Raw genomic sequence first — 22,753 nt, 5'->3', positions numbered from 1 at the left:
TCAGTGCTTCTTCTTGGCGACGACGTTCTCGATGGCGCTGGCGTGCTCGGCGTTCTTGGCCCGCTTGTCCGCCTTGTCGGCGCGCTTTTCCTTGAGGGACTTTCCGGCCTTCTTGGCGTTGGACTTGTTGTTCATGGCGCACTCCCTCGTCACCGGACCAAAAGGTGGTCCATGTGCTGACAGTACGCCCTGAATGCGCTGGCACCTCATTTGCCATCGTGCGGCCGACGGGTGCGGGATAGGCTCACCTGACCAGTCCCGAGGAGAGGCCCGCCGTGATCAAGAAGCCTGTGCTGGCGGTGCTCGGCGTGATCGCTGTGCTGATCGGGGCGGTGTGGGCCGGCCAGGGCATCGGCCTGCTGCCTGGCAGTTCGATGACCGGGGACCCGACCTGGCTGGTGATCGGTTCCATCGCGCTCGCCGTGGGCGTGGTGCTCGTGATCCTCAGCACCCGTGGGCGGTCCTGGCGTAACCCGAACGGCCCGCCTGGACAACACTGACGTCCCGCGCGAGCGTTGGCCAGTACCGACTCACCTGATCGGGAAGTTCCCCGAGAACACGTTCTCCGGGTCCCAGCGCCGCTTCAGCTCCCGCAGCCGCGGCAGGTTCGTCCCGAAGGCGGCCTCCAGCAGGTCCGGTCGCGTGGTGACGTCGGCGGTGTCGAAGGAGAGGTACAGACCTTCGCCGTGCCCGACCATCTCGCCGTCCCAGAGATCGTCGAGACGTTGCTGGTTCGCTCCCATCGCGCTGAGTAGGAAGTTCTGGCTGCGGTGCGGGTAGGCGGTCTCCTCGGGCGCCAGGTCGTGTGAGGCGCCCCCGGTGGCGCGGATTTGCAGGAAGTACGCGACCCCGGAGCCGGCCACCCGGGCGAACGAGTCTGCCGCACCGTTGAGATGCGTCACCAGGGTGGACCGAACCGCCGGCGAACCGCCCCCGGAGTGGTTCCGGTCCCCGGCCCGCACCACCTGCGCATACGGCAGCTGGTAGGCCTGATGCCCCAGCAGTGGCCCGGCGTCGGCGAGCCTCTCCAGCTGCTGCACCGCCAGCTCGGTGTCGCTACTGGCGATCACGGTCATCAGCTGTGCGACCGCCGGTTGCCCGCGACGGGCGGGGGAGAGGATGAGGAAGCTCGTCAGCTCGCGGGGGGCGGCCTCCACGGCGGCACCCCAGCGCTGCAGCAGGCCGGCCGTATCGGTGGCATCGAGTGACATCTGGGAGAACACCACATCCCCGAGCGGCATCGGCTCGATGTCCACCGAGGTGACCACCCCGAGATTGCCACCCGCGCCACGTAGACCCCAGAACAGGTCGGCGTTCTCCTCGGGTGAGGCGTGCAGGATCTCACCGGACGCCGTCACCACCTCGGCCGCCCGCACCCGGTCGATGGTGAGTCCGAAGGCGCGCCCGAGTAGCCCCACCCCACCGGTGGTCGCCAGCCCACCCACACCCACGCCGCCGTAGTCCCCAGAGCTGATCGCCAGTCCGTGCGGCGTGAGCGTCTCGGCCACCTGAGCCCAGGTGGCGCCCGCACCTGCCCGCACGAGGGGGAGCCCAGTGGAATTGCCGTCAAGCACCTCCACGGAGCTGAAGCTGCGAAGATCGAGCACCAGTCCGCCGTCGTTGGTGGAACGCCCGCTGATGCCGTGACCGCCCGAGCGCACGCCGAGCGGTACCTCCTGCTCGCGCGCGAAGCTCAGACCCTGCGCCACCTCCTGCGCTGTGCGTGGCAGCAGGATCAGCCCGGGTGAACCGGACCGCAGGTAGTTGTGCTGCATCCCCGCATACGCCCGGTCACCCGGCTCGACGGCGGTCGCCGCCAGTTTTGCCGGCAGCCCGTCGTAGTCGATGCCCTCGCGTCGCTGGTCCAGGGCCGCCCGTCCGCGTTGGGCGGAAGCGGGTGTGGTGCCCCGCAGGGCACGCTCCTTCCCGACGGCGTCCCTCACCGCGGGCGCGATCTGCTCGCCGAACGTCGCGATCAGCTCCGGATCGTCGCTGCCCAGGATGAAGGTGCCGATGCCGTCCTCGAGGGCGAGAGTGGTCAGTTCCTCGATCCACTGTTCCGCCGGTCCGTTCAGGTGGCCCTGGGAGGTGGGGGCGACGGCGCCGTTGATATTGAGCAGTCGCCGGATCTCGGCCGGGTGACGGCCGGCCTCCTCAGCGGCGGCGTCGATGGTGGCGTTCCCGCGGGCGAGGTCCCCGTCCTTCAAGTAGCCCAGTGACGGCAGCCAGCCGTCGGCGGCGGTGGCGACCAGTCGCAGCATCCGCGGCTTGTAGGCGCCGAGCCAGATCGGCACCTGAGTGCGCGGGGCAGGGCCGCGCTTGGCACCTGTGAGGCGGTAGTGCTCACCCTCGGTGCGTAGCGGGCGCGGGTTGGCGGTGTCCCACAGTTCCCGGATCACCTCGATCGCCTCGGTCAGGGCGTCGACCGCTTCGCCCGGGGTACGGCGCGGTGTGCCGAGGGCCTCGATCGCGTCCCAGAATGCCCCGGAACCGAGTCCGAGCGCTGCACGGCCACCAGAGAGCAGATCGAGGGAGGCGAGCGACTTCGCCAGTACCGCGGGAGGGCGCAGCGGCAGGTTGAGCACGTTCCCGGCAAGTGTGATGCGCTCGGTCTGCGCCGCCGCCCAGGTGAGCAGTGTCCAGGTGTCGAGGAATCCCGGCTGATAGGGGTGATCCTGGAACGTGGCCAGGTCGAGGCCCACCTGCTCGGTGAGCTGGGCCAGGGCCACCGGGCGTTGCGGATCGCCGGCCTCAGGGGTGAGGAAGGTGCCGAAAGTCAGGTCGTGGCCGTAGTCAGGCATGGGTCCTCGCGTGATGTTGAAAGTTGGACTTCATAGGGGTCAACGCGAGATCTGCATGGTTGTTCCCGCGGATCGTTGGTCGCAGAGACACGACCGCCTCACTGTGCAGCATCATGCTGCGCGGCTGCACGCATCTGTGTCGATCGCGTCAGGCTGTCCGGGATGATCCCACTACCGATCCAGCTGCAGCCGCGACCACGAGCGCACGGTGAGGGCCGCCGCGATCCCTGCCAACGCCCCGACGAGGGCCAGTTGCGGCCCCGTCACCGCGCTCGGATCGAGCGCCCACAGTGCCGGTGCGGCGACGGGGAACCAGGCGCCTACCCCAGCAATCGCCATCACCTGGCCGCAGACGACCAGGCCGATCGTGGCGGCGATTCCAGGAAGTAGCCCCCGCCCCAGCGTCGCTGCCCACGCCGCCGGGAAGGCGACCAGGCCGGTGAGCACTGTCAGGAGCACCTGGCGCCCCAGGGAGGCGAGTTCCGGCGCACGGGGCATCCCGTGGCCGAGGGTCACGCCAACGACCGCCAGGATGGCCGCGAACACCAATGCCACCGCGAACACCCAGGCGAGGTGGACAACGAACTTCGCAAGCATGATGGCCGGCCGCGCCACCGGAAGGGCGAACATGCTGGTGATGGTGCCGTCGGCGAACTCGCGCCCGACCAGCCAGCTCAGCACGACACCGAAGGCGATCAGGGCGCCCGCTGCGGTGAGCTGAGCGGCGAGACCGAACATCCGGTCCCAGCCGTCACGTGCGGCGAGCGGGCCGAGTTGGGCGGTCACGTTCGCGTTGCCGGAACGGACACCGAGCTCGAGCCCGACTGTGAGCGCCACGAGTCCGAGCACGAGGATGATCGTGGTGGCGCCCAGCACCCGGGAGGCGACAGCCTTGCGAAACTCGACTTCGACGGCGATCAGGAGCCCGTTCACGCTGCCCCCTCGGCTGCTACCCGTCGCTCGTCGTCAGCGTGGACCAGGGAGAAGAAGGCGCGTTCGAGGTCCACGCCGCCGGGGTCCAGAGTGCCGATCACCCGGCCGGCGTTCAGCACCGTGATGCGATCGGCGATCCGGGCAACCTCATCGAGATGGTGGCTGGAGACGATAATCCCCGCGCCCTCGCCGGCGCGGCGGCGCAGCGACTCGCGCAACAGGATCACACCAGCAGGGTCGAGGGCGTTGCTCGGCTCATCGAGCACGATGACCCGGGGCTCGTGCACCAGTGCAGCGGCGAGTCCCACGCGCTGCCGATTGCCGAGTGAGAGCCGCCCGGCGCGGACACCGGCGTAGCGGTCCAGGCCCAGCTCGGCGAGCACCTGCTCGACCGCGGCGCCCGCACGAACGCGGGCGATCCCGTGCAGGCGGGCAGCGAGCAACACGTTCTGCCACGCGGTCAGCTCACCGTAGGCGAGGGGGTGCTCCACCACGTGGCCCACCTCGCGCCATTCGAGCGGTCCTGCGACGGCGATATCGCAGTCATGGACGTGGACCTGGCCGGCGTCCGGCCGCAACATTCCGAGCAGCACCCGCATCAGCGTGGACTTGCCGGCTCCGTTCAGACCGACCAAGGCGTGAATCTGCCCGGTGCCCACCGCGAGATCTATGGCGTGTACACCGGCACCTCCGGCGAACACGCGGCTCACGCCCCTGGCGCGGATCGGGAAGGCCATCAGGTGGTTCCGTCAAGAACGTCGAGGGCGCGCATGACGGCGTCACCAAGTGCACCACCGTCGGTTTGCGCCCAATCCAGGAGCGAGGCCGTCAGTGCGGCCAGCGTAGCCGCTGCGGCGATATGGGCTTGTGCCCGCTCCGCTCCGCCGTCGATCAGCGCGGCGGCGATCGCGTTCTCGGTCGCGTGAGTGCTGGCATACATCGCAGCCGTCAGACTCGGCGTGTATGCGGCGATCCGCACCCGCCGCCGGACGTCCATGGTCTCCACGTCGGGTAGCGCCGCCCAGGCGGAACGTATCCCGGCGGTCGTCCGTGCCAGAGGGGCCAGCGATGAGGGCTGAGCCGCGACCGCGTCGGCGATGGACGGGTCGTACGGGTCGTGGGCGACCAGGTGATCCTTGGTGGGAAAGTGGCGGAACAGCGTCATCTCGCTGACCCCGGCGGCAGCGGCGATCTGAGCGGTGGTCGTGGTGTCGTAGCCGTGCCGCTCGAAGAGGTCCAGAGCGCACGCAGCCAGCCGAGAGCGCGTGCGTGCGGCGCGGTCGAGTCGTTCACTCACCCCGTAATGTTAGTAACTAACATTACGGGGTGCAAGGGCGAGAGCTCGAGGTTCGAGCCGGAACTCAGCCGAAGATCTGCATCACGGTGAGGTCGTCGTAACGGGCCAGGAGAGTGTCGCCGGCATACACCTCGGTCCGGTCCGGGTAGACGCGCGCCTCCCGGATGATGCCGGTTCCCTGCAGATGCTCCTCGCGGGCCGGAGGGATGCTGCCATCGTCGATGTGGAAAACGACCAGAGAGCCCGGGCCGCCCTTGTCCGGCGGCAGCGGGCTCATCGTGTCCCACCCGCCATAGCCGACACCGAGACGCTCGCACAGTGTCGCGACGAACGGGCTGGGAGGTGGTGTGGCGTTCATAGATCCCATGCTTCCACGACCAGGTCCTCGATCACGAGTGAGACGTCCTCACCATCGGCGAAGGGCTCCGCTGCCTCCACGTCGACCGCTTCCAGTACGGCCTCGGCCTGAGGAAGTAAGCTCCCGACGACGGCCGGGTCACCCGGGCCGAGTAGCGCCACCACGGCCTGGTGTGGCCGGGCGAAGACCCAGCGGATGGAGCTCTGCAGGCCCAGGTGCGGATCCTCCTGCACTACAGCGGCCCGGGTGCCGCGACCGAGTGGACCGGCGGTGACCCGTCGGCGGGCGGCCGGCAGGAACGCGGGTGGATCGAGCAGCTCACGTTGGCGGTTGTCGCTGATCGGTTCGTCCAGGAGGAGTACCCGCATGGCAGCGAACCCGCGTAGTTCGGGAGCGATCAGCGTCAGCCAGGCCCCGTCGCCGGATTCCGACTGGAGCGACGTGAGCACCTGCTCCAGTGGAATCTCCTCCGGCCAGCCGTGGGCTTGGCGCACCCGCTGCGCCGTGGAGCGTGCCCATCCTGCCGGGGCATCGGGTGGAATCGCGATCACTCGGACGTCATCCCCAGGGACGGTGAGGGTGCTGGGCGGCCCTGAGTGCCCGGTGCGGCGCGGGGCGCCGGGACCGTCGGCACCTTCTGCGCCGGGCGGACCGTCGCCATCTGCGGTGCTGGCCGGCTGCTCCTGCACCCATGTGAACGTGCCGATGATCCCATCGATCGCGCTCACCCATCCCTCGACCTCCGGCGAGTCCTGCGTCAGCTCCAGAGGATGAGTCAGTACACCCGTCAACTGCAGGGCCTCGCGCTGACGGCGCCCAGGAATGGGAACGAGATAGTGGACGCTGGTGGTCCGGACGGGCTGGTTGGGCAACGGTTGCCGCGCTGTCTCGATCCATCGCAGGAACTGGCCCTGGTCATCCGGATGGGTCGCCCCATGCCGATCGATGAGCTCGCGCGCGTAGTCGAGCATCGCGGGCCCGGACGGCGCCGTGCGATGGGTCGCCATGATGATGAAGGGCGCCCGATTCGACGGCTGGGCCGGCTGGAGCACGAGGAATGCACCCGAGCGACGCACCTGCTCCAGCGCCGTTCTCGCCTGAGGGCCGAGCCACGCGGGTGCATCCGCAGCGTCCACCGCACGTGTGGCCTGTTCGGCGGCTTCCTCGGCACTGTGTCGCTCCCACCCTGTGGGATGGAGCATCCGGAACGGGGGAACCGGGCTCGCGGTCACCGCGCCGGACCCATCGTGGATCGGTCGGGCGGCTCCCGCTTGGCCGTAGATCCAGACGACTCGGGTTCGCGTTCGACGATACCGTCGAACTCCACACGCTCGCCGGTCTTGCGGTTCTCGTGCACGATGTCGCCGGTGGAGGTGACGGCCCCGGTCATCCCGTCGTAGGTGGTCTTGATATCGCCGTACGCCGCTCCCATCAACAGCAGCTGGGTCTGGGGGCTGAGGTCGCCGAAGGTTTCCAGCGCTTCATCACTGAGACCCGACGTCTTCGCGACGTTCAGTCCCTTGCCGGGCGTGATCTGGTAGCTGCCGTCCGGCAGCTTGGTGAGCTTGTAGAACTTGCCGAAAGGGATTGCCCCGGCGCCTGCCTCGGCGAGGTCGAGCAGACTCGCGTCACCTTGGGAGTACCGGTACCCCTGGATGCCGACCGTGCCGAGCGCGGCCGCTCCCACACCCCATCCCGCCGGATTCCACCACAGGGCGACGATCGCGAGCACCGCACCACCGATCGCCAGCCAGTCGAGGGCCTTCTCCCACCCGGAGGGCTCGTCCAGGTCGGGCGCGGAGATCCCGATCCCGGCGCCGATCAGCGTGACCGCCTCCGTGAAGGCGGTGTGCCACTCCTCGTACAGTGCGTTGTACTCCGCCTGCAGCTCGGCCTTGCGTTCCTGGACGTCGCTAGTGCTCATGCCCTCGGGCAGCTCATCGTCGTCGACCGTTGCACCGGGCCCATGAAGGGTCCCGAGATCGTCCAGCTCGCGGTATTCCTCCACGATCGGAGCCATATCCCGCTGCACCCAGTCGAGTGTCATGGCGTAGCGGGCGAGGCCCTTGGCGCACAGGACGTACTGCGCGCATGCGTTCGCGTACTGCTCACCGATCGAGTTGGCCTGTTCCTTCAGCGCGTCGATCGACTTGGCAGCGCTGGAGTTGAACTCGCCGTTGGCGGTGGTGCGCAGGAACGTGTCGGCCCGTTCGAGAGCCTCAGCGAACAGCTGGAGACGATTGGCGTTCGTCTCGAGCGCCTGCGCATCTCCGGGAAGGTCCTCCACCTCGTGAAACATGGTGTCAGTCCTGAGCCGGGTGAACCTCGGGAGGTTCCGGGAGCGAGGGGTTCAGGTCGGAGTCGATACCACGCCACTCGTGGGCGACGGTTACGGCGTTCTTCTTGGCGCTCTCGAGGCTCTGCACGAGCTCGTCCCGTGCGTTGTTCCAGTCCTGGTGGAATTGCTCGATCGCAGTCTTGAGGTCGGACTGACCGAACGGGCTGCCGACGGCCTCGGCAGCGTCCTCGAGAAACATGCTCTCGTTATCGAGGTTCTGTGCGAGCGAGGAGACGTCGTCGTAGAACGCCTCCAGCTCGGCATAGCTGATCTTGACCTTCGACACTGCTCACTCCGGCGGGTTGCTGCTTGTCGGTCCGTCCACCGTAGAGGGAGTGCGCGGCGGCCGCGATGGGGACTTGTTCCCATCGCGGCGCGGGGGAGGCGTTCGTCAGTCCTGGCTCGGGTCCGGGATCTCCACCGGTTCGCCCCATTCGAGGAAGGTGTTGCTGGTGGTGACGCTCACGCCCGCGTACGAGCCGGTGCCCACGGTGTACACGCCCAGGTAGTCGCTGCGCAGCCACAGCTCGACGTCGGTGACCGTGATGTCCCCGAGCGGGAGGATGCCACCCTCAGGCTGTAGCAGCCATGCCGTGTCGGCCACCGCATCCTCGACCGGCACGTCGGTCTCCTCGACGATCGTCCACGACTCGGCCTGCCCGAAACCCTCGGCCAGCATTCGCGGGTCGGAGAAGGCGCGCACCAACTGCACGATGCTCGTGGCCATCACCACCTGCGGGTCCGAGGAGCCCGGATCGGCCTGGATCCAGCCGCTGCCGGGCACCTGCACCCAGCCAGTGTCGCCCTCGATCACGACCTGCTGGTCGCCGTCGATACTCATCGCGTAGTCCGGGTCCCACCGGAACTGCACCACCGAGGAGGTGCCGTCGCTGGAGTCCACGCGTTGCACCCCGGTGCCGGCGGCCACCATCGCTGCGGCCACGCAGTCACCCACCACGGCCCCGGGCACCTGCCCGCCTTCGGCGAGCACGAACGGTTCGCACTCCACGATTCCCGACGCCGCAGGTTCTTCACTCCCGGAGGGTTCCGGTGCGTCTGTGGTCGCTACAGGTGAGCTCTCGCCGGGCGAGGCTGATGCGGACGGCTCAGGGACGCCGTCCGTGGGATCGCCGGTGCAGCCGGCGAGGAAGAGCAGGGTGGCGGTGGCGAGCAGCGCGGTGGCTGGGCGTGAGTTCACGAGCAGAGATAGTAGCCCGACCGGCGCGTGACCCACTGAACGGCGCGGCCGGTGCCGGTCGTGGCCGTGCCCGGTACCCCTCTTTCAGGAAGGTCATCGACGCGCTCGCGGCCGAGGTGAGGACTGGACGTGCTGCTCGACAACGCGGGTGGCCGGGTGCGTTGCCGGTTCTCACGTACCCACCGCTCAGATGTGGACGGTGACCTCACCCGCATCGCGCAGCTCGGTGATGATCGCGTTCACGCCGGCGCTCTGCTGTTCGCTCATGGCCTGCTGGGCGATCTGGTCGCGGGCCTCCTCGAACGGCGGGATGTCCTCCTCGGTGGCGCCTTGCGCCTGCGCCTGCTCGACGAGGGTGTCGTACTGGGTGCGCAACTCGTCCTCGGTCGGTTCGCTGACCTCGACCTCGCCTTCGACGAAGGCATTGACGACGTACTGGTCGGCGGCGTCCGCACGGACGTCTTCCTCGGTCAGCCCCTGCTCGACGAGTGCGGTGACGACCTCGTCACCCGAGCCGAGCCCGTTCTGCGCGGCGACCTGGTCGAGCGTGGCGTCCACATCAGCCTCCGACGCCTCGATCCCGGCATCCTCGGCGGCCTGGGTGAGCAACACGTTGTTGACCATCTGGTCCAGTACCTGTTGACGCACCTGGGCCTCGTCCACCTGTTGACCGGTCTGCTGCTGCGACATCAGCGCCTGCTGCATCTGCCCTTCGTAGCTGGCAACGAAATCGGTGCGCGAGATCTCCTCACCATTCACCTCGGCGACAACCTCGGGAAAGTCCTCCGGTGCGGGCGCCTCAGCGTCGGTGCCGGAGTCGGTGGGTGCCTCAGCGCTGGGTTCCGCCGAAGGCTCGGTGGTCTCCGGTCCGTCATCGGACGAGCAGCCCGTCAGCGCCACGGCGGCAGCCAGGGTGAGGGCGGCCAAGGCGGACTTGCGCGGCATGGAGTGGCTCCTTGGGGGTGGGGGCCGGACCCTTCGACGGTACCTCGTCAACCGAGCCACCACGTGCACGGGCCGTTCGCCCTGCGCGCACGGCGACCGCACCCCGCAGCGGCAGAAGATCAGCCGGTGCCCTCCACCTGAGCGAGAACACGGTCGCGAGCGTGGGCCAGGTGGGCGATCAGTGCCGAGCGAGCGCGATCCTCGTCCCCGGCGCTGATCGCGGCCATGATCTCCTCGTGCTCCCCGACCACCGTGGTGGGGGTGGTGCGTCGGTGGGCCGCGTATTGGCCCATCGTCAGGTGGATCTCGCCGGAGATCATCTCGTACATCCGTGACAGCCGTTCGCTGCTGAGCCCTTCGACCAGGCCCCAGTGGAAGGCGATGTCGGCCTGGACCTGTTCGGCGAAGTCCTCCCTGGCGGCCGCCTGCACCATCACCGCCTGGGCTTTGGTCATCTGCTCGGGCAGGTGAGCGGTGCGTGCCAGGTGGGAAGTGGCGGCTGCCTCGAAAGTCTCCCGGCTGAAGAACAGATCCTGGATCTCGGCGGCCGAGAGCTGCGGGACCACAGCCGACTTGTGGGCCACGCGCCGGAGCAGGCCGAGTCCGGTCAGGCGTTCCAGGCAGGACTTCGCCGTCGGGCGGGCCACTCCGTACTCGTCGGCCACGCGTTGTTCGGTGACCCGTTCACCCGGCGGGATCTCGCCGTTGATGATCCGGGCGCGCAGGGACTCGAAGAGTGCCTCCGTCAGTGACGCGGGCCCGAGCTTGATCTGGCTGCTACTCGTCGACACTCCTCATCCTTCCTGGGCACAGGGGCCGATCGCGACGGCGCTGTCAGGAGTTCTGCCTGTCATGCCGTCTTGTCGGTGCCGCATGATCGACTGACATCATGACAGTTCATGGCCGTCACCGTCCCGCCGATGGTGTGAGCCAGTCCAGCGTGTCCGTGGTGGCACGGGTCGGCTTGTACTCGGCTGCGACCGTCCCCCGATAGCCACCTTCGCGCAGGGCGGCAGCGATCGCCGTGAAGTCCAGGTCACCCGATCCGGGCTCGCCGCGACCGGGGGAGTCGGCGAGCTGGACGTGCCCGGTAGCGCCCGCGCGCTGCCTGGCCACTTCGGCCACGTCGACACCATTCATCCCCAGGTGGAAGGAGTCGAACAGCTGCGCCAGCCGCGGTGAGCCGACCTCGTCGATCAGTGCGGCGACGTCGTGATCATCGTGTAGCGGGTAGGAACCGTTCAGTCCGCGCGCGAGCGGCTCCACCAGGATGGTGCCGTCGATCTCGGCCACTGCCTCGGCGGCCCGTCGATAGGCCCCGACGGCGTGGGCTCGCTGGGCCTGCTCCTCACCGGTGTCTGGCTGTCCGTAGAGCAGATTGAACTTCTGGACCCCCGTCGCGCGCGCCAGCCGCAGTAGTGCCTCGGTGGAGCGATCGAGCTCATCGGCGCGTTCGGGCCGGCAGGTCACGCCGCGCTCGCCGCCGGGCATGTCACCGGCGTAGAAGTTCAGGCCGATCAGTTGCACGCCGGCGTCGGCGATCCGCGCGGCGACCTCGTCCACCCGGTCATTTCCCGGGTGCGGTTCGGTGAACGGCCACCAGCTCTCCACGGTGCGGAAGCCGGCGTCGGCTGCGGCCTGGAAGCGGTCGAGGTAGTGGACCTCGGTGAACAGGAGGGACACATTGGCGCTGACGTCGTAGTCGTTGAACTGCATGAGCCCACCTTGCCATAGTTGTGATCGACATGTAAGCATGTATGACAATCAGCGACGATCGGAGAACAGCGGTGACGCTCACGCACGCACAACCCGGCGAGGTCATTGGTCTGCGTACCCCGGAGTGGTACCGCGGTGCCACCCGATGGACGCAGCTGACCTTCACCGACGACGATCCGGCCACCCTGGACGTGGACTTCTGGATCGACGTGATGCGCCGGTCCGCCTCGAATGCGCTGTGCCTGAGCGCCGGCGGCTACATGGCCTTCTATCCCACCCAGATCCCGTGGCACCACCGCAGCGCCTTCCTCGGCGACACCGACCCCTTCGGGGCCCTCGTGGAGGGGGCGCGCTCGCTGGGCATGCACGTGATGGCCCGGGTGGACCCGCACGCCATCCACCAGGACGCCGCCGACGCCCACCCCGAGTGGCTGGCCCGGGACGAGGACGGCCAGCCGATCCCGCACGGTTCGGTGCCGGGCCTGTGGTGGACCGACCCGTTCAGCAGCTACCACACCGAGTTCACCACCGAGGTCGCCCGCGAGATCGTGCGCGAGTACGACGTCGACGCGGTCTTCGCCAATCGCTGGGATGGCCCCCGCTCGGTATCTCACACCGAGGCCACAGCGCAGCGCTTCACTGCCGACACGGGCTTCGCGCTCCCGCGCGTCGCGAATCTGAATGACCCGGCCTGGCCGGCCTATGCCGCCTGGCACAGCCGCCGACTCAGCGAATTGGTGGTGCTCTGGGATGACGCCGTGCGGGAGATCAAACCGCACGTCCGGTTCATCCCCAACCGCGGCGCCGCCCTGACCCGTGACCTGGTTCACGAGCTCGTGGATGACCGCTACCCGATGTTCTTCGTCGACAAGCAGGGCCGTTCCGACCTGGAACCCGCCTGGACGCCCGGCCGGATCGGCAAGCGGGCGCGCGGGCTCTATCCCGACCGTCCCGTCGCGCTGATCACCTCGGTCGGACCGGAGCACCACGAGCTGCGCTGGAAGGACTCCGTGGCCGACCCGGAAGAGACGAAGGCCCTCGTGGTCGATGGCTTCGCCCAGGGCGCACTGCCCTGGTTCACCAAGTTCAAAGCCGAGAACTTCGATGACCGCTGGGTGCAGCCGATCGTGGACGCCTACCGGCTGCACGAGCGCTGTGAGCCCGTGATCGGGCGACTGCGGTACACGGCCGAGGTGGCCATCCTGGACAGCCGGGGCACCGCCGGGCGTACGCCATGGACGCCACCGCCGGGACGAGAGGCCCACGAGGACGGCGTCTACCAGGCCCTCCTGGAGGCGCGGATCCCGTTCGAGTACGTGGCCGACGAGGCGCTCAGTGCCGACCGGCTGGCCGGTATCCGCGTGTTGGTGTTGCCGGCGACCCCCGAACTCACGCCGCAGCAGGTGGGCGTGATCGAGGAGTTCGTGGCCGCCGGCGGCGCCGTGGTGGCTGCCCATGACTCCAGCGTGCGGGGGCCGGCCGGCTCCCGTGAACTCGCCCTCGGTGAGATCTTCGGCGTCCGGCTGCGCCAGGATGTGCGGGGCCCGCTGAAAAACAAGTACATGGCGATCACCGCCGATCATCCGCTGGTCGCCGGCTACGAGGGCGCCCAGCGGATCGTGGCCGGATCGCTGGTGCTCGGAGTCGAGCAGATCCCCACGGCCGAGGGCGTCACGGTCCCGTTCCGGTTCGTGCCGGACTATCCCGACCTGCCGATGGAAGAGGTCTACCCACGCGAAGCACCGCATGAGCCCGCCGTGATCGCCCGCGAGCACGCCTCCGGCGGGCGCACGGTCTACGTGGCCTTCAACGTCGGGGAGATCTACTGGGAGGCCCTGCAGTCCGACCACGGACGACTGATCGCCAACGCGGTGCGCTGGGCCCTGGCCGACTCGCCCCGCGTGCAGGTCGCCGGCCGCGGTCTGGTCGACCTCGCCGTCCAGGAGGGCGAACGGGAGCTGGCCGTGAGCGTGGTCAACCTGACCAACCCGATGGCCATGCGTGGCCAGGCGCACGAGCTGATCCCGCTCACCGGCCAGAGCGTGCGGATGCGCCTGCCCGAGGGGGTGCAGGAGGCCCGCGCGCGTCTCGTCGTCGCCGGAGAGGACGTTCCCGTGAGCGTGAGCGAGGGCCACGCCGAGGTTGCCCTGCCCGCCATCGACCACCTTGAGGTGGTCCACCTGACCTGGTAGCAGGCCGGGCCGCCGGTGCGCCTTCGGCCCGTGCTGTGCGAACCGTAGGCCCCGGACCGGGGCACGACCACACGACCACAACTGCGCGGACCCTGTCCACGCGAAAGGAGGATCTCGTGCGAATCGGATTCATCGGACTCGGAGTCATGGGCGTGCCCATGGCGCTCAACCTCATCAACGCCGGCCACTCGCTCACCGTGCACCGCGTCAAGGAGCGCTCCCAGGTGCTCGTGAAGGCCGGCGCCACCCCGGCCAGCTCGGCCGCCGACGTCGCCCGCGCCGCGGAGGTGGTGATCCTGATGCTCCCCGACACCCCCGACGTCGAGCACGTCCTCACCGCCGACGACGGCGTCCTCGCCGGCCTGGCGCCCGGCACCCTGGTGATCGACATGAGCTCGATCTCCCCGGTGACCACGCGCACCCTCGCCGAGCAGGTCGAGGCCGCGGGCGGCGTGTACGTCGACGCCCCCGTCTCCGGTGGAGAGGTGGGCGCCCGCGACGGCTCCCTGACCATCTTCGTCGGCGGTACCGATGAGGCCGTCGAGCGGGCGATGCCGCTGCTGGAGGTGATGGGAAAGACGATCACCCACCTCGGGCCCGCCGGTTCCGGTCAGGCCACCAAGGTGGTCAACCAGATCATCGTCGGCCTCACGATCGAAGCCGTCGCCGAGGGCCTGGCCGTGGCCGAGGCCTCCGGGATCGACCCCGCCGCCGTACGTGAGGCGCTCTCGGGCGGATTTGCCTCCTCGCGCATCCTGGAGATGCACGGCAAGCGGATGGTGGAGCGCACCTTCGACCCGGGGTTCCGGATGCGGCTGCACCGCAAGGACCTAGGCCTGGCGCTCGCGGCCGCCGAGCACCACGGCACCCCGGTGCCCGGCGTGCAGGCCGTCGCCGCGCAGATGGACGCCGCGATCGCCCGCGACTGGGCCGAGCTGGACCACTCCGCGCTGTTCCGCCTGCTCACCGAGGAGCCCACCTCGTGAGAGAGCCCTGGTGGCACACGCCGTTCCGCACCTTCCAGACGAACCTGCGTGAGATCGACGCCGGGCTGGACGTCGAGGCCACACTCGATGCCATCGAGGACTACGGCGCCGACACCTGGCTGCTCAGCGTCGGCGGAATCATCGCCAACTACCCGAGCGAACTGGACTGCCAGAGCGTCAACCCCGCCCTGGTCGAACGCGACTCCGGCGACCTGATCGAGGATGCCGTGGCGGCGGCACGGGCACGCGGTATCCGGCTGCTCGGCCGGATGGACTTCTCCAAGATCGACGCCCGCCGGGCCGAGGCGAACCCGCAGTGGTGCTTCGTCAGTCCCGACGGCGAGCCACAGATCTACAACGGCTACCGCAGCGTCTGCCCGAGTGGTGAGTACTACCAGAGCAAATCCTTCGATGTGATCAGCGAGGTGCTCGCCCGCTACGACCTGGCCGGCTTCTTCTTCAACTGGATGTCCTTCAACGAGCGCGACTACAGCCGCCGTTACTGGGGCGTGTGCCACTGCGAACCCTGCCTGGCCGGGTTTCGTGCATTCGCACCCGGCACCGAGCACCCCCGCGACCCCGACTCACCCGGCTATCGCACCTGGCAGCGCTTCGCCGCCGGCGTGCTCGATGACCTGACTGCCAAGATGCGGGCGCATGTGCGCGCCCTCGCCCCCGAGGCAGGCCTGATCCTCGGTGACCGGGCCGACATCACCTTCCACGAGGCGAACAACGCCGTCGGACGCCCGTTGTGGCACCACGCCACCGCCGAGGCGGTCAGTGTGGCGCGGTCGGGGGACCCGGCCCAGCCGGTGTTCGTCAACGCCGTCAGCTTCGTGGACATGCCCTACCGATGGGCGGGGGAGGATCCGCACCATTTTGGCCAGTACCTGCTGCAGGCCATCGCCCACGGTGCCCAGCCCTCCACCTACATCATGGGTGGCCCGGCCGACAGCCCCTTCGAGGCCCTGGACGTGGGCCGGCAGATCACGCGGTTCCATCGCGACCATGCCGACGTCTACGCCGGCCTGACCTCCACGGCGAGAGTGGCCCTGGTGCGCACGTCCGCGACCGAGGAGATCGAGCGCCGCACGTCGGAGTTCCAGGGGTGCTATCTCAGCCTCGTCGAACGCCACGTGCCCTTTGACGTGCTCCGGCAGGACCGCTTGGATCAGGTGGCCGCCGACAGGTATGACCTCGTGGTGATTCCCGACGGCGGAGCGTTGCGCCCCGAGGAGGTCTCCGCCCTGGAGGGCGTACTGGCCGCCGGTGGCACCGTGGCGCTGACCGGGGATTCGGGCTGGTCCGAGGGCGCCCTGCAACTCGCAGGTGATGTGGCCACGCAGAAGGCGGTGTTCGCCACCGAGGAGTCGGTGCGCTCGCTGCACCTACCCGTGGGCGAGAACGAGGGAGACCTGACGCCCGTCGTCGGCGGCTTCGCCATGCTCGAGCCCGGGCCGCAGGCGCACTCGGGTTGGCACGCCTGGGGCCGGGCGTTGTATGGCCCGCCGGAGAAGTGCTACGGGCACGACCGCACGGGTCATCCCGGCTGGGTCAGTGCCGATGTGGGCCCCGGGCGGCTGGTGGTGCTGCCGTGGCGCCCGGGCCTGGTCTATCGCGAGGTCGGGCTGTCCCGCGTGCGCGACGCCTGGGTGGCCACGGTGCTGGAGCTGACCCGCGCGGAGGGCGGGCTCGCCGTCGGGACCGAACTACCCGAGCAGGTGCAGATCGTGCCCGGGCGAAGTTCGGCCGGCCCGGTGATCCACCTGCTGAACCGCTCCGGTGACGCCTCGCAGCGGTTCGTCCAGCCGCTGCCGATCGCTCCCGGCACGGTGCGCCTCCGGCTCGAGCGCGACCCCACCAGGGCGCGCGCTCTGGTGGCCGGAGTGGACCTGAACTGGACACGTGAGGGCGAGGAGGTGGTGATCCACACCCCGCAGATCGGGGCGTTCGACGTCCTGAACCTCACAGGCGCATAACAACTATACGTGTACTATTGACATACAATCTGGCTGGCGCCAGAGTGATGACGGCCGATGAAGCCCACCTTTCTTCCAACGACGGGAGCACCACGATGCGAGACCTCAATCGACGCACTCTTCTGATCGCCGCGGCAAGCATGGCCGGGGCCGGAACCCTTGCCGGCTGCAGCGGCGTTGGCGGCGGGGGAGGTGGCGGCGGCGATGACGCCTCCGGCTCCGTGCGCTATGCCTTCTGGGGCAACAACGTGCGCCTGGAGAACTACCAGGACGCGTTCGATCGAATGATGGAGATCAACTCGGACGTGACCCTGGAGACGGAGTTCGCCGAGTACAACGCATTCCAGGAGCGGATGACCACCCAGATGGCCGCCGGGAACGTGGCGGACATCTTCTGGATCCCCTCGGCATCCGTGATGAGCTACTACGCGAACGACCTGTACCGGCCGCTCAGCGGCATCTCCAGCCTCGACCTGTCCGACTTCAGCGAGCAGGATCTGCGCGACTTCGAGCTCGCCGGTGAGTTGAACACGATGCCGCACGGGATCTTCGTGCCGGTGCTGCGCAGCAACGTCACCCTCGCCGAGGAGGACGGCGTCACGATCCCGGCGAACTGGACTTGGGATGAGCTGGCCGAGTTCGCTCGTGACTACACCGCCAACAGCGCCGATGGCCGGTTCGCATTGCCGTACAACGCCTCGCACGACCTCACCTTCGAGGCCTGGCTGCGCCAGCACGGCGAGCAGCTGTGGACCGAGGACGGGCAGATCGGCTTCAGCGAGGACGGCCTGGCGAGCTGGGTTGACTGGTGGGAGAAGCTGCGCGCGGACGGGGTGACTCCCGAGCTCGGTGAGCAGGACGGCGTCGAGCCCAGCTGGGAGGACGTCGGCAACCGCACCCTGATGTGGACGGGGAACTCCAACCACATCGTCGACGATGCCACCACCTTCCCGGACCAGGAGTTCGCACTGCACCACATGCCCGAGGCAGCCGATGCCCCGGACGGTCACCAGTTCCTCTACTTCCCGCGGATGGCCATTTACCAGGGCGTCAGCGATGAGCAGGCCGAGCTCGCTGGTGAAGTGGTGTCGTTCTGCACCTCGAACTCGGAGATCCACGAATACGTGGGCCTGACGATGGGTGCCCCGGTGAGCCCGCGGGTGACCGAAGAGGTTCGCGAGTTCGCCAGCGACTACGAGCTGCAGATGCTCGACGTGGTCACGGCAGATCGGGAGATCGAGCGCACGCCCCGCTACGAGGCGCCTCCGGGCACGAACACCTGGCGCACGGAGATGACGCGCATGCTCGAGCGGGTCACCCTCGGTGACGTCAGTGTCTCCCAGGGCGCAACCGACCTGATCGCCGAGATCAACCGCGGCATCGAACGGGCAGCGGACTGAGCCGATGGCTGACACTCTCACCCCTGCTCGGCCGCCGGATACCCGGCGGCCGAAGGCGGGCAAACTAACCCGGCAGGATGGCGCGGCGCATGTGTTCATGGCTCCGTGGTTGATCGGGCTGGTCGCGGTGACGGCGCTGCCGATGTTCGCCTCGCTGTACCTGGCCTTCACCGATTACAACATCCTCTCCAGCCCCACCTGGGTGGGCACGGAGAACTTCGAGCGGTTGGTGGGCGATGACCGGTTCTGGAGCGCGGCGGGAGTCACGGTCACCTATGTGCTGGTGTCCGTGCCGCTCCAGCTCGCCTTCGCCCTCGCGCTCGCGCTGATCCTGGACAAGGGACTACGCGGTTTGGCGATCTACCGCAGCGCCTACTATCTGCCCTCCCTGCTGGGAACCAGCGTGGCGGTGGCCGTGCTGTGGAAGCAGATCTTCGGCTTCGACGGGCTGATCAACCAGGCACTCGCCCTGGTCGGGATCGAGGGGCAGAACTGGCTGCAGAACCCGGACACGGCGCTCGGCACCCTGATCGTGCTGAATGCGTGGACGTTCGGCTCACCGATGGTGATCTTCCTGGCCGGACTGCGCCAGATTCCGGAGGAACTGTACGAGGCCTCCCGGGTGGACGGCGCCTCGATCCTGCGCCAGTTCGCCTCGATCACGATCCCGCTGCTGACGCCGATCATCTTCTTCAACCTCATTCTGCAGACGATCGGATCGTTCCAGGCGTTCACGCAGGCGCACGTGATCAGCGGTGGCACCGGTGGGCCGGTGGATTCCACGCTCTTCTACACGCTCTACATCTACCAGCAGGCCTTCGTGAACTTCGATATGGGGTATGCCGCCGCTCTGGCGTGGGTGCTGATGGTGGTCATCGCGATCATCACGGCCGTGCACTTCACCCTGTCGAAGCGCTGGGTCTTCTACGGAGACTGACATGACTGCTCCCACACTCGACTCGCGACGCTCTGCGAGCGCACCCGGCGATCCACCGGAGCGGACCGTGCTTCCCTCCGTGCGCCGGGTCCGTCGGCGCAACAGCGTGCTGCGGCACGGCGGTCTCATCCTGTTCGGGCTCTTCATGCTCTACCCGCTGGCCTGGATGGCGGTGAGCGCCTTCAAGCCCGGGTACCTCGTGCTGACCGACCCGAGCCTGATCCCCACCGAACTCACCCTGGAGAACTTCCGCAACGGCTGGTACGTCGGGAACCTCTCGTTCCTGGTGTTCTTCGGCAACTCGTTCGTGGTGGCCGGCAGCGCGATCATCGGCAACCTGGTCTCGTGCTCACTGACGGCCTACGCCCTGGCGCGGTTGAACTTCCGGGCGCGCAAGGTCTACTTCGGGATCGTGCTGGCCTCGGTGATGCTGCCCATGCACGCGACGATGATCCCGCAGTACATCATCTTCTCCGAGCTGGACCTGGTGAACACGTTCATCCCGCTGGTGCTGCCGAAGTTCCTGGCCACCGATGCCTTCTTCATCTTCTTGATGGTGCAGTTCATCCGCGGCATCCCGCGTGAGCTCGATCAGGCCGCGTTCGTGGACGGGGCCGGACCGTTCCGGACCTTCTGGTACATCATCCTGCCGCTGATGAAGCCCGCGCTGATCACCACCACGATCTTCACCTTCATCTGGACCTGGAACGACTTCTTCGGCCAGTTGATCTACCTCACCGATACCTCGGTGTACACGGTGCCGATCGCGCTGAACGCCCTCGTGGACTCCCAGTCGAACCAGGGAGTGGGCACGCTGATGGCGATGTCGTTGCTCTCCTTGGTGCCGATCCTGTGCTTCTTCGCCTTCGCGCAGAAGTACCTGATCCGCGGGATCGCGACCACGGGCCTGAAGTGACTGGGCCCGACGGGGGCGGGCCTGATGCGAGCGGCGCACTGCTGGTCACGGCCACCTCCGGCATCGACATGGCGCAGGTGCAGGCGGCGGCCGCTGGGTGCGCGGTGTACCGCGTCGAGTCCCTGGCCCCGGAGTCGGTGCGCGCCGCCGGCGCCGACCCAGGACAGGTCTGCGCGGTGCTCGGGGCCGGGCCCGCGGATGATCTCTCGGGCCTGCCGGCACTTCGCTGGGTGCACAGCGGGGCCGCGGGAGTGGACGGGTGGCTCAGCGCCGGCACCCCGCCGGAGCATGTGGTGCTGACCTCGGCGGTGGGCAATGGGGCGATCCCGCTCGCCGAGCACGCCCTGATGCTGATGTTGATGCTCAGCCGGGAGGCGCCGCGATGGTTCGCCGCGCAGCAGCGCCGCGTGTGGGACCGCTTCACCCACGGTGAACTCGCCGGATCGACCCTCGGCATCATCGGCTACGGCAACAGTGGCCGTGACCTGGCGGCCAAGGCACAGGCGTGCCACATGAGTGTGCAGGCGCTGCGCCGTGGTGCAAGCGAGGCCGAGGAGGTCGATGACGCCGGGGTGCGAGTCTTCCGCGGCCGGGCAGGACTGGAGCAGGTTCTCGCCACCAGCGATCACGTGGTGGTGACCGCGCCGTGGACCCCGCAGACGCAGGACTTGATCGGCACCGACGAGCTGGCGCTGATGAAGCAGACGGCGTTCCTGACCGTGATCTCGCGCGGCGGGATCGTCAGCGAGGAACCGCTGATCGAGGCGTTGCGGACGGGCACGATCGCCGGAGCGGGCCTGGACGCGCACGCCACGGAGCCGCTGCCCGCCTCGAGCCCGCTGTGGGACCTGGAGAACGTCATCGTCACCCCGCACAACGGCGCCACCACCGCTGCGACCGCCCGGCGCGGCACCGAGATCATGCTCGACAACGTCGCCCGCTGGGCTCGCGGCGAGGAGCTGCGCAACGTCGTCGACCGGGCCCATGGCTACTGACGCCGGCGCCTGGCCGCAGCGTGTGTTGGTGGCCCCGGACAAGTTCAAGGGCACGCTGACCGGCCCGCAGGCGGCCCGGGCCATCGCCGACGGCGTCCGTGGCGCTCTCCCGCACGCGCAGGTACGAGAGCTCGTCATCGCCGACGGCGGGGAGGGCACGGTCGATGCCGCCCTGAGTGCGGGGGCCCACGCGCGCACCGCCACGGTCACCGGGCCGCTCGGTGGCTCGGTCCACGCACGGTGGGCGATGGACGAGGGCACGGCCGTGCTCGAGCTCGCGGCCGCCAGTGGGCTGCAGCTGGTGAATCCTGACCCGGCCACCGCCCTGGGGGCGACGAGTCGCGGGACCGGTGAACTGATGGTCGCGGCGCTGGATGCCGGTGCGGAGTCGATCGTCGTCGGGCTCGGCGGGTCCGCCTGCACCGACGGTGGCGCCGGGTTGCTGGCCGCCCTCGGGGCGCGGCTACTCGATGCTGATGGCCGGGAGATTCACGACGGCGGAGGTCACCTGACCGCGTTGGCCCGGGTGGACCTGGCCGGGCTTGACCCACGTCTGCGCGCCGTGCCGGTGACGCTCGCCGCCGACGTGCGCAGCCCGTTGCTCGGGCGGGCCGGGGCAGCGGCTGTGTTCGGCCCGCAGAAGGGGGCCGGGCCCGAGGACGTGGCACGGCTGGAGGCGGGTCTGGTGGTGTGGGCGCGGTGCCTTGAGGAGGCCACGGGGCGAGATGCCGCCGCGCTTGACTGGGGTGGAGCGGCCGGTGGGTCGGCTGCGGGGCTGCATGCCGCCGTCGGGGCGCATTTCCAGAGTGGGCTCGAGGTCGTCGCCGGACTGACCGGGCTCGCTGACCAGTTGCGCTGGGCGGATCTGGTGATCGTGGGGGAGGGGAGCCTGGATGAACAGTCGCTGCAGGGCAAGGCCCCGATCGCCCTGGCCCGCCGCGCGAGCGCGGCGGGTGTGCCGGTGCTCGCCGTCGCGGGCCGGGTCGCGGTGGATCGGTCGGCGCTGGCCGATGCCGGCATCGTGGCGGCGGCGTCGGCTACCGAGGCAGCCGGGAGCAGCGAGCTGGCGCAGGGAGGCGATGCTGCGCGGTGGGTGGCCGAGGCGACTCGGGCGCTGCTGCTGCGCTCGGGCGACGGCCTGCCCGTATCTCCCTCTCACGCCGAACGCTGAGCAACTCAGCGTTCGGCGTGCCCACCGGTCAGTGCGGGGACGTGTTGTCGCTACAGTGCATGACTGTGACCCCCTCGCCTCGCCGTCGATGTCTGCCTGCCGTCACCGCTGCCGTGGGCCTGGCCCTGGCCTCCTGCTCGGGGGGTGGCGAGCGGCTCGAGCTCGGCGCCGCTGCACCGCTGGATGCTGAGGAACCGCTCGCGGCCGATTTCGCCGTGCTCTCGGTGGTCGAGTCGAGCGTCGAGGAGAGCGGGCTGACGGGCATCTTCGGCACCGAGCTGGATGGTGTGCCCTGGCTGGTGGGCTACCGTATCGACCTCACCGAGGGCGCACGTGAGGATTTCTCGTGGGACGCCGTCAGCGATCTGTCCAATTCCGCCTGGGTGGCCGACACTGGGAGTACGGAGCTGCAGGGCAGCGGGCCCGGAGGCACGGCGGCGGCCGAGATCCCGTGTCTCGAGCAAGGCACGGAGGTCGTCAACCCGGTACTGATGTATGGCTGCCAAGTTTTCGTCGTCCCCGAGGGGCAGAGCATCGAGTCGATCAGAGTGATCGACGTCGGCACCTGGACAGTCGAGGACTGACCGGTCG

23 protein-coding genes are annotated in these 22,753 nt (G+C 68.8%); 10 read left to right on the top strand and 13 right to left on the bottom strand.

What is annotated here, in order from left to right; genetic code table 11:
* Positions 1-135 (bottom strand): hypothetical protein, encoded by a 135-nt coding sequence (locus IM660_RS19940; protein ID WP_281389349.1) that lies wholly within the window; start codon positions 133-135, stop codon positions 1-3.
* Between the two features lie 140 nt (positions 136-275).
* Here IM660_RS19940 and IM660_RS12030 point away from each other — a divergent pair, with 140 nt between their 5' ends.
* Positions 276-500, top strand: a complete 225-nt coding sequence (locus IM660_RS12030; RefSeq protein WP_246464926.1) for a hypothetical protein — start codon at positions 276-278, stop codon at positions 498-500.
* A 30-nt stretch (positions 501-530) separates the two neighbouring features.
* On the opposite strand, the gene IM660_RS12025 is transcribed toward IM660_RS12030, so the two are convergent.
* From IM660_RS12025 to IM660_RS11970, 12 genes are all read right to left on the bottom strand, one after another.
* Positions 531-2,801: an LLM class flavin-dependent oxidoreductase gene (locus IM660_RS12025; RefSeq protein ID WP_193495797.1), complete on the bottom strand. Its 2,271-nt coding sequence runs from the start codon at positions 2,799-2,801 to the stop codon at positions 531-533.
* Between the two features lie 171 nt (positions 2,802-2,972).
* A complete protein-coding gene (locus IM660_RS12020) occupies positions 2,973-3,734 on the bottom strand; it encodes an ABC transporter permease (RefSeq protein WP_193495795.1) in 762 nt (253 codons plus the stop codon).
* On the bottom strand, positions 3,731-4,471 hold the full coding sequence (locus tag IM660_RS12015; RefSeq protein ID WP_193495794.1) for an ABC transporter ATP-binding protein: 741 nt from the start codon (positions 4,469-4,471) through the stop codon (positions 3,731-3,733). The genes IM660_RS12020 and IM660_RS12015 overlap by 4 nt, the downstream gene beginning before the upstream one ends.
* Positions 4,471-5,031: a TetR/AcrR family transcriptional regulator gene (locus tag IM660_RS12010; protein ID WP_246464925.1), complete on the bottom strand. Its 561-nt coding sequence runs from the start codon at positions 5,029-5,031 to the stop codon at positions 4,471-4,473. Before IM660_RS12010 ends, IM660_RS12015 begins: the two co-directional genes overlap by 1 nt.
* A gap of 64 nt (positions 5,032-5,095) precedes the next feature.
* A complete protein-coding gene (locus IM660_RS12005) occupies positions 5,096-5,389 on the bottom strand; it encodes a hypothetical protein (protein WP_193495792.1) in 294 nt (97 codons plus the stop codon).
* Positions 5,386-6,621 carry a hypothetical protein gene (locus tag IM660_RS12000; protein WP_193495790.1) on the bottom strand — a complete coding sequence of 412 codons (1,236 nt, stop codon included), beginning with the start codon at positions 6,619-6,621 and terminating at the stop codon, positions 5,386-5,388. The genes IM660_RS12005 and IM660_RS12000 overlap by 4 nt, the downstream gene beginning before the upstream one ends.
* A complete protein-coding gene (locus IM660_RS11995) occupies positions 6,618-7,688 on the bottom strand; it encodes a hypothetical protein (protein WP_193495789.1) in 1,071 nt (356 codons plus the stop codon). The genes IM660_RS12000 and IM660_RS11995 overlap by 4 nt, the downstream gene beginning before the upstream one ends.
* 4 nt (positions 7,689-7,692) lie before the next feature.
* Positions 7,693-8,013 (bottom strand): hypothetical protein, encoded by a 321-nt coding sequence (locus tag IM660_RS11990; protein ID WP_193495787.1) that lies wholly within the window; start codon positions 8,011-8,013, stop codon positions 7,693-7,695.
* A gap of 105 nt (positions 8,014-8,118) precedes the next feature.
* Positions 8,119-8,925, bottom strand: a complete 807-nt coding sequence (locus tag IM660_RS11985; RefSeq protein WP_193495785.1) for a hypothetical protein — start codon at positions 8,923-8,925, stop codon at positions 8,119-8,121.
* Positions 8,926-9,111: 186 nt separating this feature from the next.
* Positions 9,112-9,870, bottom strand: a complete 759-nt coding sequence (locus IM660_RS11980) for a SurA N-terminal domain-containing protein (RefSeq protein WP_193495784.1) — start codon at positions 9,868-9,870, stop codon at positions 9,112-9,114.
* 119 nt (positions 9,871-9,989) lie between these two features.
* On the bottom strand, positions 9,990-10,661 hold the full coding sequence (locus IM660_RS11975; RefSeq protein WP_193495782.1) for a GntR family transcriptional regulator: 672 nt from the start codon (positions 10,659-10,661) through the stop codon (positions 9,990-9,992).
* Between the two features lie 115 nt (positions 10,662-10,776).
* Entirely contained in the window at positions 10,777-11,586 is an 810-nt protein-coding gene (locus IM660_RS11970; protein WP_193495780.1) for a hydroxypyruvate isomerase family protein, read from the bottom strand.
* 71 nt (positions 11,587-11,657) lie between these two features.
* Between IM660_RS11970 and IM660_RS11965 the strand changes: the two genes are divergently transcribed.
* The 9 genes from IM660_RS11965 (at position 11,658) to IM660_RS11925 (ending at position 22,746) form a co-directional block, all read left to right on the top strand.
* Positions 11,658-13,778, top strand: a complete 2,121-nt coding sequence (locus tag IM660_RS11965; RefSeq protein ID WP_210768968.1) for a family 10 glycosylhydrolase — start codon at positions 11,658-11,660, stop codon at positions 13,776-13,778.
* Between the two features lie 116 nt (positions 13,779-13,894).
* Positions 13,895-14,764, top strand: a complete 870-nt coding sequence (locus IM660_RS11960) for an NAD(P)-dependent oxidoreductase (RefSeq protein ID WP_193495777.1) — start codon at positions 13,895-13,897, stop codon at positions 14,762-14,764.
* Positions 14,761-16,743 carry an alpha-amylase family protein gene (locus tag IM660_RS11955; protein ID WP_193495775.1) on the top strand — a complete coding sequence of 661 codons (1,983 nt, stop codon included), beginning with the start codon at positions 14,761-14,763 and terminating at the stop codon, positions 16,741-16,743. The genes IM660_RS11960 and IM660_RS11955 overlap by 4 nt, the downstream gene beginning before the upstream one ends.
* A gap of 95 nt (positions 16,744-16,838) precedes the next feature.
* A complete protein-coding gene (locus tag IM660_RS11950) occupies positions 16,839-18,143 on the top strand; it encodes an ABC transporter substrate-binding protein (protein WP_193495774.1) in 1,305 nt (434 codons plus the stop codon).
* A 4-nt stretch (positions 18,144-18,147) separates the two neighbouring features.
* Positions 18,148-19,080 (top strand): carbohydrate ABC transporter permease, encoded by a 933-nt coding sequence (locus tag IM660_RS11945; RefSeq protein WP_193495772.1) that lies wholly within the window; start codon positions 18,148-18,150, stop codon positions 19,078-19,080.
* A gap of 1 nt (position 19,081) precedes the next feature.
* Positions 19,082-19,996: a carbohydrate ABC transporter permease gene (locus tag IM660_RS11940; RefSeq protein ID WP_193495770.1), complete on the top strand. Its 915-nt coding sequence runs from the start codon at positions 19,082-19,084 to the stop codon at positions 19,994-19,996.
* Positions 19,993-20,991 carry a D-2-hydroxyacid dehydrogenase gene (locus IM660_RS11935; protein ID WP_246464924.1) on the top strand — a complete coding sequence of 333 codons (999 nt, stop codon included), beginning with the start codon at positions 19,993-19,995 and terminating at the stop codon, positions 20,989-20,991. The genes IM660_RS11940 and IM660_RS11935 overlap by 4 nt, the downstream gene beginning before the upstream one ends.
* Complete coding sequence (locus IM660_RS11930; RefSeq protein ID WP_193495768.1) at positions 20,981-22,162, top strand: glycerate kinase; 1,182 nt, start codon at positions 20,981-20,983, stop codon at positions 22,160-22,162. The genes IM660_RS11935 and IM660_RS11930 overlap by 11 nt, the downstream gene beginning before the upstream one ends.
* Positions 22,163-22,227: 65 nt before the next feature.
* Positions 22,228-22,746 (top strand): hypothetical protein, encoded by a 519-nt coding sequence (locus IM660_RS11925; RefSeq protein WP_193495767.1) that lies wholly within the window; start codon positions 22,228-22,230, stop codon positions 22,744-22,746.
* Positions 22,747-22,753: the final 7 nt, after the last annotated feature.

This window comes from Ruania alkalisoli (assembly GCF_014960965.1).
In the GTDB taxonomy this organism is placed as follows: domain Bacteria; phylum Actinomycetota; class Actinomycetes; order Actinomycetales; family Beutenbergiaceae; genus Ruania; species Ruania alkalisoli.
Note: the sequence above shows the minus strand (reverse complement) of the source record. Positions and strands in the feature narration are given on the sequence as shown.